Source organism: Curtobacterium herbarum (assembly GCF_016907335.1).
GTDB classification, from domain to species: domain Bacteria; phylum Actinomycetota; class Actinomycetes; order Actinomycetales; family Microbacteriaceae; genus Curtobacterium; species Curtobacterium herbarum.
This window is the reverse complement of record NZ_JAFBBT010000001.1, coordinates 2,470,522-2,486,119: the sequence shown is the minus strand read 5'-3', so window position 1 is coordinate 2,486,119 and position 15,598 is coordinate 2,470,522. Positions and strand designations below refer to the sequence as shown.

The window sequence follows — 15,598 nt, the reverse complement described above, 5'->3', positions numbered from 1 at the left end:
GGACCGCGTCCGCCACTAGGCTGACCGCATGACCGACGGCCCGGATGCAGCGCGCATCCGGGCCGTCCGCATCCGGGCCGTCGTCGTCGACGACGCCGTCCTGCTCCGCGAAGGCCTGGCCCGTGTGCTCGACGAGGCCGGCATCGACGTCGTCGGCCAGTTCGGCGACCCGGCGTCGTTCCTCGCAGCACTGCCCACGCTGACGCCGGACGTCGTCGTGATGGACGTCCGGATGCCGCCGACCTTCACCGACGAGGGCGTCCGCGCCGCCGTCGAGGCCCGGCGGATCGCACCGCGGACCGGCATCCTGCTGCTCTCCCAGTACGTCGAGGCGGCCTACGCCGAGGACGTCCTGGCCGCCGGCAGCGCCGGCATCGGCTACCTGCTGAAGGACCGCGTCACCCGGCTCGACGAGATCGACGACGCCGTCCGCCGGGTCGCATCGGGAGGCACGGTGCTCGACCCCGAGGTCGTCACCCAGCTGATGAGTCGCCGCCGCGACCCCCTGGCGGCGCTGACGCCCCGTGAGCGCGAGGTGCTCGGCCTGATGGCGGAGGGCCGCACCAACGCCGCCATCGCCCGGGCGCTCGTCATCGGCACCGGAGCGGTCGAGAAGCACGTCACGAGCATCTTCGGCAAGCTCGCGCTCGAGGACACCGGCGAGGACCACCGCCGAGTCCTGGCCGTCCTGGCCTACCTCGGATGACCCGGGTCCCGGCACCGCTGCTGGCCCTCACCGCGATGGTGTCCGTGCAGATCGGCGCCGCGGTCGCGAAGACCCGCTTCGAGGAGGTCGGCTCGGTCGGTGCCGCCACCCTCCGGCTCGTCATCGGTGCCGTCGTCCTGGCGCTCGTCGTGCGCCCCCGGGTCCGGCACTGGACGCGCGCGCAGTGGCTCGCCGCGGTCCTGCTCGGCCTGGCCCTCGGCGGCATGAACCTGTTCATCTACGTGGCGTTCGCCACGATCCCGATCGGCGTCGCGGTGACGATCGAGTTCCTCGGCCCGCTGACGCTCTCCCTCGCCCACACCCGGCGGTGGCGCGATGCGGTCTGGGCGGCGCTCGCGCTCGCCGGCGTGGTGCTGCTCGGCGTCGGACCGTCCGCGGTCGGTGACGTCGGGGGAGTGCTCGCCGCCGTCCTCGCCGCCGGGTGCTGGGCCGCGTACATCGTCATGAACCGCCGCGTCGGTGCGGCGATCCCGGGCATCGACGGGTTGGCGGTGTCGATGCTCGTCGCGATGGTGGTGGCGCTGCCGTTCGGACTGCGGCCCGCCGTCACCGGTGTCGCGGCCGATCCGGTGCTGCTCGTGGTGTTCGGCGTCGTCGCGCTGCTGTCGAGCGTGCTGCCCTACGCGCTCGAGATGTCCGCGCTCCGCCGGATGCCGACGCGGGTGTTCGGCGTGCTGCAGAGCCTCGGCCCGGCGATCGCGGCACTCGCCGGCCTGGTCGTCCTGGGCGAGGCCCTGTCGCTGCTCGAGGTCGTCGCCCTGGTCTGCGTCACCGCGGCGAGCGCGGGGGTCACGCTCACGTCGCGACGGGGCGCTGCGGCGGTCTGAGGTCGCCGCGGTGGTGGTCTGCCGCCGGTCCCGCCACTCGGCCTTGTCGGCCTACTCGGCGCGGAGGAAGTCCGCGTACGTGGGCTCCGACTGCACGCCCGACAGCAGCGCCGGGTCGTTCACGCGGCGGTCGACGTAGGCGGCGATGACCTCGGGCGGGGTGAGCACGTGGGCGACCCAGGTCGGCACATCGGACTTCTGCACGGTGCCGCCTCCTCGGGGGTCCGGCCGGATGTCTCGATGATCGAGAAGTTCCACGAACCGGCGTGTCACGAACGATCCTCGTCGGGGGTCGGGAAGTCAACGCAGTGCGTCACGTGGACTCCGGGGAACGCGATCGTGCCGGTCGCGGGTCGGATCGGCTGCCGTTCGTCGGTGCCTGCCCGGTCCGCGGATCGACCGGGCGGAGGGTGCGGTGCTTCACGGCCGACCGCCAGATCCAGGCCTCGGCCTGCTGACCGAACTGCGCCCACTCGACCAGGACGGCGTCGCGGGTCCAGCTGCGGGCGAAGGCCTTGACGCGGACGTGGAAGGTCGGGAACTGCACCCATGCCCAGACCGGCAACGGGGTGACCGCGTGGCAGACGTCACCGCCCCGGGCGTCCTCCGACAGGGAGAAGGCGCTCGGGCGTTCCACCTCCGGGTGTTCCGGGGGCTGCCACCGGTTCTCGCGACGCCGTCCCACCGGTGTATTCGAACGTGTGTTCGAATGTCGCGTCAAGTCCGACGCGTGCTCCGGCGTGTCCGGGACGACTCGCGCGGGCGGCTGCCCGGGGCGACCCGGCGGGTGTGGGTCAGGGGGTGACGCGGGCCGTGGACTCCCGGACGCTCAGCGTCAGTTCGGGGCCCGGGCGCGACGGCAGGGCGGTGTCGGCCTCGATCTGCTCCCGGAGCAGCACGGCGGCCCGCTGTCCGAGCTCGACGGTGTCACGCGTCAGCGAGGTGATCGCCGGCCGCACGAGCCGGATCATCGCGGAGTCGTCGAACGACACGATCGAGACGTCCTGCGGCACTCGTACGCCCATCTCGCTGGCGACGCCGAGCCCGGCGACGGCGAGCACGTCGTTGTCGAACACGATCGCGGTCGGTCTCGTCGCCCCGGAGAGCAGGCGGCGGGTGGCTGCGGCGCCGGCCTCGGCGGAGTAGTCGGTCGGGACGGACTCGGTCCGGTCGTCGGGGTCGTCGCCGGCGAACGCCCGCACCCGGTCGATGCGGAGTGCGGTGTGCTCGAACTCTGGTGGTCCGGAGACGTGCGCGATCCGCCGGTGTCCGAGGGCCCGCAGGTAGCGCAGGACCGTGTCGGTGGCGTCCGAGTCGTCGATCCAGACGCTCGGGGCCGCGCCGGCGGGCGAGGGGTGCGAGCCGACGACGACCGACGGCATGCCGAGTTCGGCGAGCAGGCGCAGGCGGTCGTCGTCCCGCCGCGGGTCGATCACGATCACGCCGTCGACCCGGTGCCCGCGCCACCAGTCCCGGTAGGTCTCGAGCTCTTCCTCGGCGTCACGGGCGACGAGCAGCGTCATGCCGATGTGGGTGCCGGTCAGGCCGAGCTGGATGCCGGAGATCAGGTCGCCGAAGAACGACTCGGTCCCCAGGGTGCGCGCCGGCCGGTTCAGGACGAAGCCGATCGACCCGGCCTTCGCGCCGCCCAGGGCCCGCGCGGCGGTGTGCGGCTGCCAGTCGAGGTCTCGGGCCACCTGGCGCACCCGTTCGCGTGTTGCCTCGGAGACGCCGGGGCGCCCGTTCAGTGCGAACGACACGGCGCTGATGGACACGCCAGCCCGGGCTGCGATGTCCGCGATCGTCGTTCGACGTCCTGTGGCCACGGGGTTGACTATAGCGCTTTAGTCGGGCATCTTTGCCGTCACGCAGGGGTTCGGCCCAGAAGACTGAACCGGTTCAGCAGCTCGACGAAGGAGTCAGCAACGATGAGAAGCACCCACCGCACCACGTCGGGCCGAGTGGCCGCGATCCTGGCAGGCGCCGCAGCGACCGCCCTCGTCCTCACCGGCTGCTCGAGCGGCGGCACCGCCAGCACCGGCGGTGACGGGAAGGTCAGCGGGTCGATCACCCTGCAGACCTGGGCCCTCACGCCGACCTACACGGACTACCTCGACGGGGTCGTGAAGGCGTTCGAGAAGAAGTACCCGGACGCGCAGGTCAAGCTCGTCGACCAGCCCGGCGACGGCTACGCCGACAAGGTGCTCAGCCAGGCCTCGTCGAACTCGTTGCCCGACGTCGTCAACCTGCCGCCGGACATCGCCCTGCCCCTCGCCAAGCGCGGCTTCCTGCAGGACGTCGCGAAGGACGACAGCACACTCTCGAGCACCTACGTGAAGGGTTCGCTCACCGCCTACAACTACAAGGGCGTCGACGGCACCTTCGGCTACCCCTGGTACCTCAACACCGACATCGACTACTGGAACAAGACGATGTTCACGAAGTGCGGTCTCGACCCGGCGAACCCGCCGAAGACGACCGACGAGCTCTTCTCGCAGGCCGAGACCATGCACCAGAAGTGCCCGGACGACTACCTGATGAGCCGCAAGCCCGGCCTGAGCGACTTCTCGCTCGCCGGCGTCAAGATCCTCAACGCCGACGGCACGAAGTTCACATTCGCGAACTCGTCGAAGGCCGCCGACCTCATCACGAAGTACGCGAAGGCCTACAAGGAAGGCCTGATGCCGTCGTCGGTCCTCAACACCGACTACCTCGGCAACTCCACCCTGTTCACGCAGGGCAAGGTCGCCTGGACCACCGGTGGCGCGACCGCGATCAGCGACTTCGAGAAGAACAACCCGTCGCTCAAGGGCAACATCATCGTCTCCCCGGCGCTGGACAACCCGCCGCTCTACGTCCAGGGCCTCAGCGTCTCGGCGAAGAGCAAGCACATCGCCACCGCCGAAGCGCTCGCCGCGTTCATGACGAACGCGAAGAACCAGGAGGCGTTCGCACACCTGGTGAACATCTTCCCGTCGACGAAGTCGTCGCAGTCCGACCCGTTCTTCTCGAAGGACGACGGCACCGTGCAGGCCAAGGCCCGCGTGCTCGCCAACGAGGCGCTGAAGACCGCGAAGAACCTCAACCCGGTCGAGGCCAACTCGGCCATGACCGACTTCCTCGACCAGCAGATCGCACTGGCGATGAAGGGCGGCGTCAGCCCCGAGAAGGCGCTGCAGACCGCCCAGGACAAGATGAACACCCTGCTCGCCAACGGCTGATCCAGCCCCGTCACGTCAAGGAAGAGGGAGGATCGTCATGCGTGCGAACCGTTGGTTCACGCCCTGGCTGCTGGTGCTGCCCGCACTGGTCTGGCTGCTCGCGTTCAGTCTCTGGCCGTCGATCAACACCGTGCGGCTGTCGTTCACGAACGCCAGCCCGCTCGGCGGGGTCAGCGCGTGGGTGGGGACGGCGAACTTCCGGACCCTGCTCGCGGACCCGCAGGTGTGGGAGGCGCTGCTCAACAGCGTCATCTACATGGCGGTGTGCCTGCCGCTGCTGACGGTCCTCCCGCTCCTGATGGCGGTGCTCGTCCAGCACAAGATGCCCGGCATCGCGTTCTTCCGCACCGCGTACTACACGCCGGTGATCGCGAGCGCGGTGGTCGTCGGGCTGATCTGGAACTGGATCCTCGACGACCGCGGCGTCATCAACGAGATGGCCCAGTCGCTCGGCATCGCGCAGGGGGCGATCCCGTTCCTCACCGACCGGTGGCTCCTGCTGTTCAGCGCCATCAGCCTGACCGTGTGGAAGGGCCTCGGCTACTACATGATCATCTTCCTGGCGGCCCTCGGGAACGTCGGCAAGGACCTGCACGAGGCCGCCGCACTCGACGGCGCCGGCTCGGTCCGACGCTTCTGGTCGGTCACGATGCCCGGCGTGCGCGGCACGATGACCCTCGTCGGCATCCTGGTCTGCGTCTCCGCGCTCCGGGTGTTCAGCGAGCTCTACATCCTGACGAACGGGACGGGCGGCCCCGGCGGCCAGGACAACTCCCTCGTCATGCTCATCCAGCAGTACGCCCGCGGCTTCACCGGCAACCTCGGCTACGCGTCCGCCCTGAGCCTCCTGCTCTTCGCCGTGACGCTCGTCCCGATGCTCGCCCTCGCCCGGATGAACAGCAAGGCGGACAAGTGACGAACACGACCGACACCAGCGAGCCCGTCATCGGCGGCAACGCCGGCCTGGCCGCACCGACGCCCGACGTGGCCGGCGCGACGGGCGGAGGGGGAGCCTCCAGGCCGACCGGCAAGCGGCGCCGCCGTGCCGTGTGGGGCGTGATGTCCACCCGCGAGAAGGTGATCCGCTACGTCCTGCTCGTCGTGGTGCTGTTCATCACGATCGGCCCGTTCCTCTGGCAGCTCTCGACCTCGCTCAAGGGCACCGGCGAGGACATCTACACCGCGAACCCGTCGTTCATCCCGTCGCAGCCGACGATCGGCAACTACCTGCGGGTCGCCGACGCGATCCCGGTCTTCGGCTACATCGGCAACTCGCTCATCGTCGCCGCGATCGACGTGCTCGGGAACATCGTCTTCGCGACCCTCGCCGGTTTCGCGCTGGCACGGCTGCAGTGGCGGTTCCGCAAGCTGGTGCTCGGCCTGTTCCTCGCCACCCTGGTGCTGCCGGGCGAGGCGACGATCATCTCGCAGTTCGTCACCGTCAAGGACCTAGGCCTCGCCGACTCCCTGGTCGGGGTTGCCCTGCCCGGCATGATCGCGGCGCTCAACGTGCTGCTCATGTTCAACGCCTTCCGGCAGGTGCCCGAGGAGATCGACCAGGCGGCCGTGATGGACGGCGCGAACGCACTGCAGCGACTCCGGTACATCTCGTTCCCGGCCGTGCAGGGGACCATCGCCGTGATCGCGATCTTCTCGTTCATCGGTGCATGGGACGACTTCCTCTGGCCGCTCATCGTCCTGCAGTCGCCGGACAAGCTCACCCTGACCGTCGGCCTGCAGTACCTGCAGGGCACCTTCGCCACCGACCAGCGGATGATCGCGGCCGGCACGATGATCGCCTTCATCCCGATCGCGGTGATCTTCGCCCTCCTGCAGCGCTTCTTCTTCAAGGGCGTGGAAGAGGGCGGGGTGAAGGGCTGATGCGCTTCGGGGTCAACCACACGCCGTCGGTCGGCTGGTTCCACTCGTGGCTGGACTTCTCGCCCTCGGACACCGCGCGGGACCTCGAGGCCATCGCGGGTCTCGGCGCCGACCACGTGCGGATCTTCCCGCTCTGGCCGGTCGTGCAGCCGAACCGCACCCTGATCCGACCCGCCGCACTGCAGGACGTCGCGACCGTCGTCGACATCGCCGGCTCGTTCGGGCTCGACGTCAACGTCGACGCGCTGCAGGGGCACCTGTCGAGCTTCGACTTCGTGCCGTCGTGGCTGGACAGCTGGCACCGCCGGAACATGTTCACCGACCCGGACGTCGTCGCATCGACCGCCGACTACGTCCGTGCGCTGGCCGCGGCGGTGGCGGACCGGCCGAACCTGCTCGGGGTGACGATCGGCAACGAGGTGAACCAGTTCGCGCACGCTCCGCACCCGGCTCCGTTCCCGACGACGCCGGCCCAGGGGCATGCGTGGGCGGCGGCGATGGTCGACGCGGCACGCGCGGGCCTGGGCAGCAGCACCGGCGCCGCTGCGTCCGGCACCGGCCGGGAGGCCCGGGGCACGTCCGCCTCGTCGCCCCGGCAGCCGCTGGTCACCGTGGCCCAGTACGACGCCGCCTGGTACGACGACGCGCAACCGTTCGGCCCCGAGCACGCGGCCGAGCACGGCGACGCCACCGTCACGCACTCGTGGGTGTTCAACGGCGCCGCACGGCTGCACGGAGCCCTCGGCGCCGGGTCCGTCCGGCACGGCGAGTACCTGCTCCAGCTCGCCGCCGCGTGGAACGGACGCGCGGACCGGCCGAACTGGTTGCAGGAGGTCGGCGCACCGACCAACGTGGTGGACGTGGCCGACGCCCCGGACTTCACCGAGCAGACGATCCGGCACGCCCTCGACGTGCAGCACCTCGCCGGCATCACGTGGTGGTGCTCGCACGACGTGTCCCGCTCGCTCGCGGACTTCCCGGAGCTCGAGTACGACCTCGGGCTCCTGACGAACGACGGCCGCGTGAAGCCGACGGGGGAGCGGTTCCGCGAGATGGCGCTGGCGTCCGGCCACGGACGGCACCAGGCCCCCGCACCGCCGTCGACCGCGCTCGTGCTCGACGACGTCGCACCGGACGGGTCACCGGTGCACCACAGCCGCGCCGACTCGGCCCCGGGCGGCCGGTTCGCCGCCGCCTGGCTGACGCTCGCCGAGCAGGACGGGCGCGGACCCCAGGTGGTCCTGCGCTCCCGGCTCGGGGACACCGGCCTGCTGGCGAAGCGCGGCATCACCACCTGCGTCGACGTCCCCGCCGACACCACGACGACCGCGCTCTCGGTCGCGCACCCCGCGACCATGCCCTGACCGAACCGCACGACCACCGCTGTTCCCCGCCGTCCCCCGGAAGGACCCATGCACGACGACATCCCGCTCACCATCGGCCGCGCACGCCGCGTGCTCGACGAGCGCATCCTGCCCGAGGTGCACGCCACCGCCGTCTCGCTCGACGCCGCCTGGCACGAGCTGCCCGGTGAGCCGATCGCCCCCGCCGACGGCCTCGCGCTCAGCTACGAGCCGTACGCGGTCGGTACGCCCTGGGGCGCCGCGTGGGGCACCACCTGGTTCCGGCTCAGCGGCACGGTCCCCACCGCGTGGGCCGGGCAGCGCGTCGAGGCGCTCATCGACCTCGGCTTCGACAAGAACATGCCGGGCTTCCAGTGCGAGGGCCTGGTGTACCTGTCCGACGGCACGCCGGTGAAGTCGATCAACCCGCGCAACCAGTGGGTGCTCATCGCCGAGGAAGCCGTCGGCGGCGAGACCGTCGAGTTCTTCGTCGAGGCCGCGTCGAACCCGGTGCTGCTCGACTATCACCCCTTCCTCGTGACGCAGGAGGGTGACGTGCGGACTTCGTCCCCGAAGCGGCTGTACACGTCGCGGCGGATGGACCTGGCGGTGTTCGCGTCCGAGGTGCACGAGCTCGCGCTCGACATCGACGTGCTGCTCGAGCTGCAGGAGGAGCTGCCGCAGGGGCCGCGGCGGATGCGGATCCTGCAGGCCCTCGACGGCGCCCTCGACGCGCTCGACCTGCAGCAGATCCCGGAGACCGCCGGGGACGCCCGGGCCGCGCTCGTCGAGGTGCTCGCCGCTCCGGCTGAGGCCTCGGCGCACCGGATCTCGGCCGTCGGGCATGCGCACATCGACTCCGCGTGGCTCTGGCCGGTGCGCGAGACGATCCGCAAGGTCGCGCGCACCACCTCGTCGATGACGGAGCTGATCGGGCAGACCGACGACTTCCTGTACGGCATGTCCAGTGCGCAGCAGTACGCGTGGATCAAGGAGCACCGTCCCGAGGTCTACGCGAAGGTCAAGGCCGCCGTCGCCGTTGGTCGCTTCCTGCCGCTCGGTGGGATGTGGGTCGAGTCCGACACGGTGATGCCGACCGGGGAGAGCATCGTCCGGCAGTTCTCGCAGGGGCAGCGGTTCTTCGAGCGCGAGTTCGGTATCCGGCCGAAGGGTGTGTGGCTGCCGGACAGCTTCGGGTACTCGCCGGCGCTGCCGCAGCTGATGCGGCGTGCGGGGTTCGAGTGGTTCTTCACGCAGAAGATCTCGTGGAACCAGGTGAACAAGTTCCCGCACCACACGTTCCTGTGGGAGGGCATCGACGGGTCGCGGGTGTTCTCGCACTTCCCGTCGATGGACACCTACAACTCGCGGCTGTCCGGGTCCGAGGTCGCGAAGGCCTCGCGCCAGTTCCGCGAGAACCGTCTGGCCACGGGCTCGATCGCGCCGGTCGGTTGGGGCGACGGTGGCGGTGGCACGACGCGTGAGATGACCGGCACGGCCGCACGCCTGGCGGATCTGGAGGGCAGCGCCCGCGTGACGTGGGAGCACCCGGACGTGTTCTTCGACCGGGCGAAGTCCGAGCTGGAGAACCCGCCGGTGTGGGTCGGTGAGCTGTACCTCGAGCTGCACCGTGCGACGCTGACCAGCCAGCACCAGACGAAGCAGGGCAACCGCCGCAGCGAGCACCTGCTCGTCGAGGCCGAGCTCTGGTGCGCCACGGCCGCCGCCCGCACCGACTTCGCGTACCCGTACGAGGAGCTCGACGCGCTGTGGCAGCAGGTCCTGCTCCAGCAGTTCCACGACATCCTGCCGGGCACCTCGATCGCGTGGGTGCACCGCGAGGCCGTCGAGCGGTACGCGGAGATCGCCGACCGCCTGGAGGCCCTCATCGCCGCCGCCCTGTCGGCCCTCGCCGGGAACGGGGACCGGACGGTCGTCGTGAACCCGGCCCCGGTCCTCCAGGCCGGCACCGGAGCGCTCAGCGCGGTCGTCGCGACCGACGTGCCGGCGACGACCGCGGTGTCGCTCACCGAGGCCGACGGCGGGTTCGTGCTCACCAACGAGCTGGTGCGCGTCGTCATCGACGGCCGCGGACTCGTCACGAGCGCCGTCGAACTGACCACCGGCCGCGACGCGATCGCTCCCGGGCAGGTCGCGAACCTGCTGCAGCTGCACCAGGACTTCCCGAACATGTGGGACGCGTGGGACGTCGACCGGTACTACCGGAACCGGGTCGACGACCTGGTCGACGTCACCGCCCTGCGCGGCTCGGTCGACGCGGACGGCACCGCACGCGTCACCGTCTCGCGGGCGTTCAGCGAGTCGACCGTGACGCAGGAGATCACGCTCGCGCCGGACACCCGCACCCTGGAGTTCGCCCAGGTCACGGACTGGCACGAGACCGAGAAGTTCCTCAAGGTGGCGTTCCCGCTCGACGTCCGCGCCGAGCACACCATCGCAGAGACCCAGTTCGGCGCGCAGAAGCGGGTGACCCACACGAACACGTCGTGGGAGGCCGCCAAGTTCGAGACGTCGATGCACCGGTACGTCCTCGCCGAGGAGCCCGGGTTCGGTGTCGCGCTCGTGAACGACTCGATCCACGGGTTCGACGTCACCCGCGACGCGGTCGACGGCCACGTCACCACGACCCTGCGACTCTCGTTGCTCCGGGCGCCGCGGTTCCCGGACCCGGAGACCGACCAGGGCGTGCAGACCCACCGGTACGGCCTGGTCATCGGCACCGACGTCCTCGGCGCGACCGCGGCCGGCACGGCGATGAACAGCGCCGCCCGGACCGTCACCGGTGACCACGGGTTCGCGCCGCTCGTCCGGGCCTCCGGCGACGTGGTGGTGTCGGCCGTGAAGCTCGCCGACGACCGCTCCGGTGACCTGGTCGTCCGCGTCTACGAGCCGGCCGGACGCCGGGGCACCGGCGGACTCGGCGTCGACGGGCCGTTCGGCGACCCGGTCGAGGTCACCCTGCTCGAGGAGCCCGACGCGGCGCTGCCCGGGGTGGCCGCGGTCACCGACGGGGTGGCGGCCATCGCGGTCGACGCGTTCGAGGTCCGCACCTTCCGCTTCCCGCGGAGCGGCCGCTGACCGGCGTCGGCTGAGACCCCCGCCGTCGGGACTTCGGGTGTCCCGGCGGCGGGCTCCACGGCCGGTCGGTCGTGGACCCCGCGACGGCACCTCGTCGTCGTGGACACCACTCGAAGAGGAGTGTCATGCAGAAGTCCATGAAGATCGGGATCGTGGCGGCGCTGGTCGCCATGGTGGCGGCACCGATGGTGCCCGCCGCCGCATCAGCAGCACCGGGCGAGTCGGCCGCGGCATCGCACGGCCAGGGCCAGGGCCAGGGCCAGGGCCAGGGCCACGGCCACGGCGGGCACGGGGGCCACGGTCACGGGCGGCCGGGCCACAGCGCCCCGACCAAGACGGGTCCGACGAGCATCGCGTACGTCGAGGTGAACAACGACGAACTGCGGAACGTCGGCCGGTACACCCTCGCGAACGGCGCGAACGCGTTCGACGTCGCGATCATCTTCGCCGCGAACATCAACCGTGACGCCGACGGCGACGCGGTCCTGTACGCCAACGAGAACGTGCAGCGCACCCTCGACCAGGCAGCGACGCAGATCCGACCGCTGCAGGCCAAGGGCATCAAGGTGACGCTCTCGGTGCTCGGGAACCACCAGGGCACCGGGCTGGCGAACTTCACCTCGAAGGCCGAGGCTCGGGACTTCGCCGCGCAGGTCGCCGCAACTGTCAAGAAGTACGGCTTGGACGGTGTGGACCTGGACGACGAGTACTCGGACTACGGCGTGGACGGCACCGCGCAGCCGAACGAGCAGTCGATCGGGTGGTTGATCTCGGCGCTCCGTGCGGACATGCCGGGCAAGATCATCTCGTTCTACGACATCGGCCCCTCGTCCGACGCCCTGAAGACCGCGAACCCGTCCGTCGGCAAGAAGCTCGACTACGCCTGGAACCCCTACTACGGCACCTACACGGCGCCGAGCATCCCCGGAGTGCCGAAGTCGAAGCTGTCCGCCGCGGCGGTCGACATCCAGAACACCCCGGCAGCGACCGCGGTGAGCCTGGCGCAGCGCACGAAGGCTGACGGGTACGGCGTCTTCATGACGTACAACCTGCCGGACGGCGACGTCAGCCCGTACGTGTCCGGGTTCACGAAGGTGCTGTACGGCCAGTCGGCCGTCTACAAGTAGGAGACGACGGATCCGTGAGTGACGCACGCCGTGGCGGCCAGACGACTACCAGTCCGACGACTGCCAGTCCGACGACTGCCAGTCCGACGGCTGCCGGCCCGTCGACCGCCGTCGCGGCCCGGAACGGGGTCGGGTTCGTCTCGCACGAGGCGACCCCGGTCGAACGGACCGACCCGGGGCCGACCGTCGTGGTCGTCCCCGGGTTCGACGGTCACGAGGTCGGTCCGACCGACGTCCTGACCTGGGTCTGGTTCCCGGAGCGGTCGCTGCCCGCGGGGCAGACCGAACCGGCCGAACGGGACCTGGACGGCTTCTGGGCCGCCACGGCGTTCGCACTCGACATCGTCTTCACCGACGGCACCCGACTGAGCGACGGCGGTGCCCACGACCAGTACGGCGACGCGGTCACCCCGGAGGCGCAGGACGACGCCCGCAAGCAGTGGGTCGACCAGTGGAACCGGCGGACCGTCGACCTGTCGGCGCACGTCGGCCGGGTCGTGGACCGCCTGGAGGCCCGCCTCGGCCGGGCAGACCGGCCCGCGTCCGCCACCGCCCCCGCCACCGCTGCGGACGGCGCCGCTGCTGGGGACCGCCCGGTGCGCGGCTGGCTCGACGACGTCCGCGTCGAGCCCGCCGGCCCCGCGACCGGAGCCCTGCCCGCCGACGCCCGCCCGCTCGACCACGTCCGCACCACCCGCGGCACGCACTCGTCCGGCACGTTCTCCCGCGGCAACAACGCACCGCTCGTCGGCCTGCCGCACGGCGGAGTGTTCGGCCTGCCGATGACGAACGCCGCCGACAGTCGGTGGCCGTACGCCTACCAGGAGCACAACCGACCGAGCGACAACCGGCCGACGATCCAGGCCTTCGCGACGAGCCACCTGCCGTCGCCGTGGATGGCCGACCGCGGGGTGTTCCAGGTGATGCCGTCCCCGCTCGCCGACCCCGACGTCGACCGGACCGCCCGCGCACTCGGGTTCGACCACGTCGACGAGCTCGACGGCCCGCACCGCTACCGGGTCGCCCTCGACGCGGGCGTCACCGCCGAGATGACCGCCGGGGAGTTCGCCCTGGCGTGGCGCTTCACCGGTGTCCGGAGCATCGTCCTCGACCACCACGGCGTCCTCCGCTCGTGCGCGGTCCGGCTCGAGGACGGCACAGCGGTCGTGGACGCCCTGCTCGACGACCGGGCCGAGACGCCGCCACACCACGTGCACCTCCGGATCGCGGACGCCGTCGCCGACCACACCACGTTCGTCGGCGGGCTGCTCCGCGGCCGGGTCGAGGTGTCCGGCGACACCGAGGTCCTGCTCGGCATCTCGACCGTCTCCGCCGAGGACGCGGCAGCGAACCTCGACGATGCGGGGGACTTCGACGCGATGGGCCGGCACGCCGAGGACCGCTGGAGCGCCGAACTCGACACGCTGCAGGTCGAGGGCGCGACGCCGGACCAGCTCGTGTCGCTTTACTCCGGGCTCTACCGGGCCTTCCTCTACCCGACCCGGGCGGGGGAGACCGCCCTGGTCCGCCGGACCGATCCGGTCGGCCGTCCCCGACACCGGTCCCCGTACGGCGACGTCCTGTCCGAGCCGATCCGCGACGAGCCCGGCCCCGAGGTCGTCGACGGACCGCTCACCACCACGAACGGGTTCTGGGACACCTACCGGACCGCCTGGCCGCTCCTCGCGCTCCTCACCCCGGACACCGCGGCCGACCTGGCCGAGGGCGTCGTCGGACACTTCAGCGACGGCGGCTGGACCCCGCGCTGGAGTGCCCCCGGCGCCGAGGACGTGATGACCGGCACCACGAGCGACACCGTCTTCGCCGACCTCGTCGCGAAGGGGGTCGACGGGTTCGACGTCGCGCAGGCGTACCGGTCGGCGGTGTGCAACGCGACCGTCCCGGCACGGGACCGGCGGGTCGGGCGGAAGGGGAGCCTCCCTGGCCTGTTCCGCGGGTACGTCGACACGGCGACCGGCGAGGGCATGTCGTGGACGCTCGACGCGGCCATCAACGACTGGGGTGTGGCGGTGCTGGCGGACGCGATGGCGGACCGGGCCGTCGCGGCCGGCGACGACGCCGGCGCTGTCCGGTATCGGGCCGAGCACGAGTGGTTCGCACGGCGGTCGCTGCAGTACCGGAACGTCTTCGACCGCGACCGCGGGTTCTTCATCGGCCGGACGCCCGACGGCGGCTGGCGCGACGGCGGCTGGCGCGACGGCGGCTGGCGCGACGCCGGTGCGGACGCCGGCGCGGACGGCGGCGCGGACGGCGGTGTCGACCCGGACGGCGGCTTCGACCCCGACGTGTGGGGCAGCGACTACACCGAGACGAACGCGTGGGGCACGATGTTCACCGCCCCGCACGACGGCGCCGGGGTCGTCGACCTGCACGGCGGACCGGCTGCCTTCGACCAGGCGTTCGCCCGCTTCTGGGCGCGACGCGAGACCGGCGGCACGGACCGCTCCGGCTCCTACGGCTTCGCGATCCACGAGATGACCGAGGCCCGCGACATCCGGATGGGCATGCTCGGGCTGTCGAACCAGCCGGCGCACCACATCCCGTTCTTCCCGATGTTCACCGGCCGGCACGACGACGCCCACCGCGTCGTCCGCGAGTGCCTGGAGCGGCTGTTCGTCGGCTCGGACCTCGGCCAGGGGTACCCGGGCGACGAGGACAACGGCGAGATGAGCGCCTGGTACGTCTTCGCCACGATCGGGCTGTACCCGCTGGCGCCGTCGACGGGCACCTACGTGATCGTGCCGCCGTCGGTCCGCCGGTCGGTGCTGCGGCAGCCGGGGAGAGGCGCGTCCACCGTCATCGAGACCACCGGCGCCGGTGCGTACATCGCGTCGGTCACCGTCGACGGGGAGCCCTGGGAGTCGGTGAGCATCCCGCACGCGGTCGTCGTCGGCGCTTCGCGCATCGAGGTGGCGCTCGCCGAGACACCCAAGGGCTGGGCGGCCGACAGTCGCCCGGCATCGGCCTCCGCGCTGCACGGGTACCGGGACACGCCGGATGACGTGCTGCCCGTCGGGGTGTCGCCACTCACCGACGACACCGGGGCGACCGTCGTGTCGCTCGGGCCCGGGGAGTCGGTCGTCGTGCCGGTCACCGTGTCGGCGGCGTCACTCGTCACGGTGACGGTCGCCGCGGCCGGGACCGGGTCGTGGCGGATCGTGCTGCGGGACGCCGACGATGCGGCGGTGCACGTGCTCGACGGCCGGGACGAGGTGTTCGACCGGGACGGCCAGACCCGGGTGTTCCCGTTCGCCGGCGGGGTGGACGGCGGGACGCTCGCGTTCGAGGCGCTGACGCCGATCGCGCTGACGCAGCTGCAGCTCATCGCGGCGGACGGCGGCGGTTCCTGACC

12 protein-coding genes are annotated in these 15,598 nt (G+C 71.5%); 9 read left to right on the top strand and 3 right to left on the bottom strand.

Annotated elements, in window-relative coordinates:
• Nucleotides 1-28 precede the first annotated feature (28 nt).
• Both JOD51_RS11815 and JOD51_RS11810 read left to right on the top strand, forming a co-directional pair.
• Nucleotides 29-706, top strand: coding sequence for a response regulator transcription factor (locus tag JOD51_RS11815; protein ID WP_111075961.1), 678 nt, complete (start codon nt 29-31; stop codon nt 704-706).
• Complete coding sequence (locus JOD51_RS11810; protein WP_204608673.1) at nt 703-1,554, top strand: EamA family transporter; 852 nt, start codon at nt 703-705, stop codon at nt 1,552-1,554. Before JOD51_RS11815 ends, JOD51_RS11810 begins: the two co-directional genes overlap by 4 nt.
• Nucleotides 1,555-1,605: 51 nt before the next feature.
• Here JOD51_RS11810 and JOD51_RS11805 read toward each other — a convergent pair whose 3' ends face one another.
• From JOD51_RS11805 to JOD51_RS11795, 3 genes are all read right to left on the bottom strand, one after another.
• A complete protein-coding gene (locus tag JOD51_RS11805; RefSeq protein ID WP_204608671.1) occupies nt 1,606-1,758 on the bottom strand; it encodes a hypothetical protein in 153 nt (50 codons plus the stop codon).
• A 109-nt stretch (nt 1,759-1,867) separates the two neighbouring features.
• Complete coding sequence (locus JOD51_RS11800; RefSeq protein WP_204608669.1) at nt 1,868-2,239, bottom strand: hypothetical protein; 372 nt, start codon at nt 2,237-2,239, stop codon at nt 1,868-1,870.
• Between the two features lie 109 nt (nt 2,240-2,348).
• On the bottom strand, nt 2,349-3,380 hold the full coding sequence (locus tag JOD51_RS11795; RefSeq protein WP_204608667.1) for a LacI family DNA-binding transcriptional regulator: 1,032 nt from the start codon (nt 3,378-3,380) through the stop codon (nt 2,349-2,351).
• Nucleotides 3,381-3,482: 102 nt separating this feature from the next.
• Between JOD51_RS11795 and JOD51_RS11790 the strand changes: the two genes are divergently transcribed.
• The 7 genes from JOD51_RS11790 (at nt 3,483) to JOD51_RS11760 (ending at nt 15,596) form a co-directional block, all read left to right on the top strand.
• The gene (locus tag JOD51_RS11790; RefSeq protein ID WP_204608665.1) at nt 3,483-4,775 is read left to right on the top strand and encodes an ABC transporter substrate-binding protein; all 1,293 of its coding nucleotides are present in this window, start codon (nt 3,483-3,485) and stop codon (nt 4,773-4,775) included.
• A gap of 37 nt (nt 4,776-4,812) precedes the next feature.
• Nucleotides 4,813-5,691 (top strand): carbohydrate ABC transporter permease, encoded by an 879-nt coding sequence (locus JOD51_RS11785; RefSeq protein WP_204608663.1) that lies wholly within the window; start codon nt 4,813-4,815, stop codon nt 5,689-5,691.
• Complete coding sequence (locus JOD51_RS11780; RefSeq protein ID WP_204608660.1) at nt 5,688-6,656, top strand: carbohydrate ABC transporter permease; 969 nt, start codon at nt 5,688-5,690, stop codon at nt 6,654-6,656. The genes JOD51_RS11785 and JOD51_RS11780 overlap by 4 nt, the downstream gene beginning before the upstream one ends.
• Entirely contained in the window at nt 6,656-8,020 is a 1,365-nt protein-coding gene (locus JOD51_RS11775) for a glycoside hydrolase 5 family protein (protein ID WP_204608658.1), read from the top strand. The genes JOD51_RS11780 and JOD51_RS11775 overlap by 1 nt, the downstream gene beginning before the upstream one ends.
• 48 nt (nt 8,021-8,068) lie before the next feature.
• Nucleotides 8,069-11,098 carry an alpha-mannosidase gene (locus JOD51_RS11770; protein WP_204608656.1) on the top strand — a complete coding sequence of 1,010 codons (3,030 nt, stop codon included), beginning with the start codon at nt 8,069-8,071 and terminating at the stop codon, nt 11,096-11,098.
• Nucleotides 11,099-11,223: 125 nt separating this feature from the next.
• Complete coding sequence (locus JOD51_RS11765) at nt 11,224-12,225, top strand: endo-beta-N-acetylglucosaminidase H (protein ID WP_204608653.1); 1,002 nt, start codon at nt 11,224-11,226, stop codon at nt 12,223-12,225.
• A 14-nt stretch (nt 12,226-12,239) separates the two neighbouring features.
• Nucleotides 12,240-15,596 carry a glycoside hydrolase domain-containing protein gene (locus JOD51_RS11760; RefSeq protein WP_204608651.1) on the top strand — a complete coding sequence of 1,119 codons (3,357 nt, stop codon included), beginning with the start codon at nt 12,240-12,242 and terminating at the stop codon, nt 15,594-15,596.
• Nucleotides 15,597-15,598: the final 2 nt, after the last annotated feature.

What these genes read in the sequence shown, in the direction of transcription:
- JOD51_RS11790 (WP_204608665.1), top strand. Translation starts at nt 3,483, where the DNA reads ATGAGAAGCACCCACCGCACCACGTCGGGCCGAGTGGCCGCGATCCTG.
- JOD51_RS11775 (WP_204608658.1), top strand. Translation starts at nt 6,656, where the DNA reads ATGCGCTTCGGGGTCAACCACACGCCGTCGGTCGGCTGGTTCCACTCG.
- JOD51_RS11785 (WP_204608663.1), top strand. Translation starts at nt 4,813, where the DNA reads ATGCGTGCGAACCGTTGGTTCACGCCCTGGCTGCTGGTGCTGCCCGCA.
- JOD51_RS11765 (WP_204608653.1), top strand. Translation starts at nt 11,224, where the DNA reads ATGCAGAAGTCCATGAAGATCGGGATCGTGGCGGCGCTGGTCGCCATG.
- JOD51_RS11770 (WP_204608656.1), top strand. Translation starts at nt 8,069, where the DNA reads ATGCACGACGACATCCCGCTCACCATCGGCCGCGCACGCCGCGTGCTC.
- JOD51_RS11810 (WP_204608673.1), top strand. Translation starts at nt 703, where the DNA reads ATGACCCGGGTCCCGGCACCGCTGCTGGCCCTCACCGCGATGGTGTCC.
- JOD51_RS11815 (WP_111075961.1), top strand. Translation starts at nt 29, where the DNA reads ATGACCGACGGCCCGGATGCAGCGCGCATCCGGGCCGTCCGCATCCGG.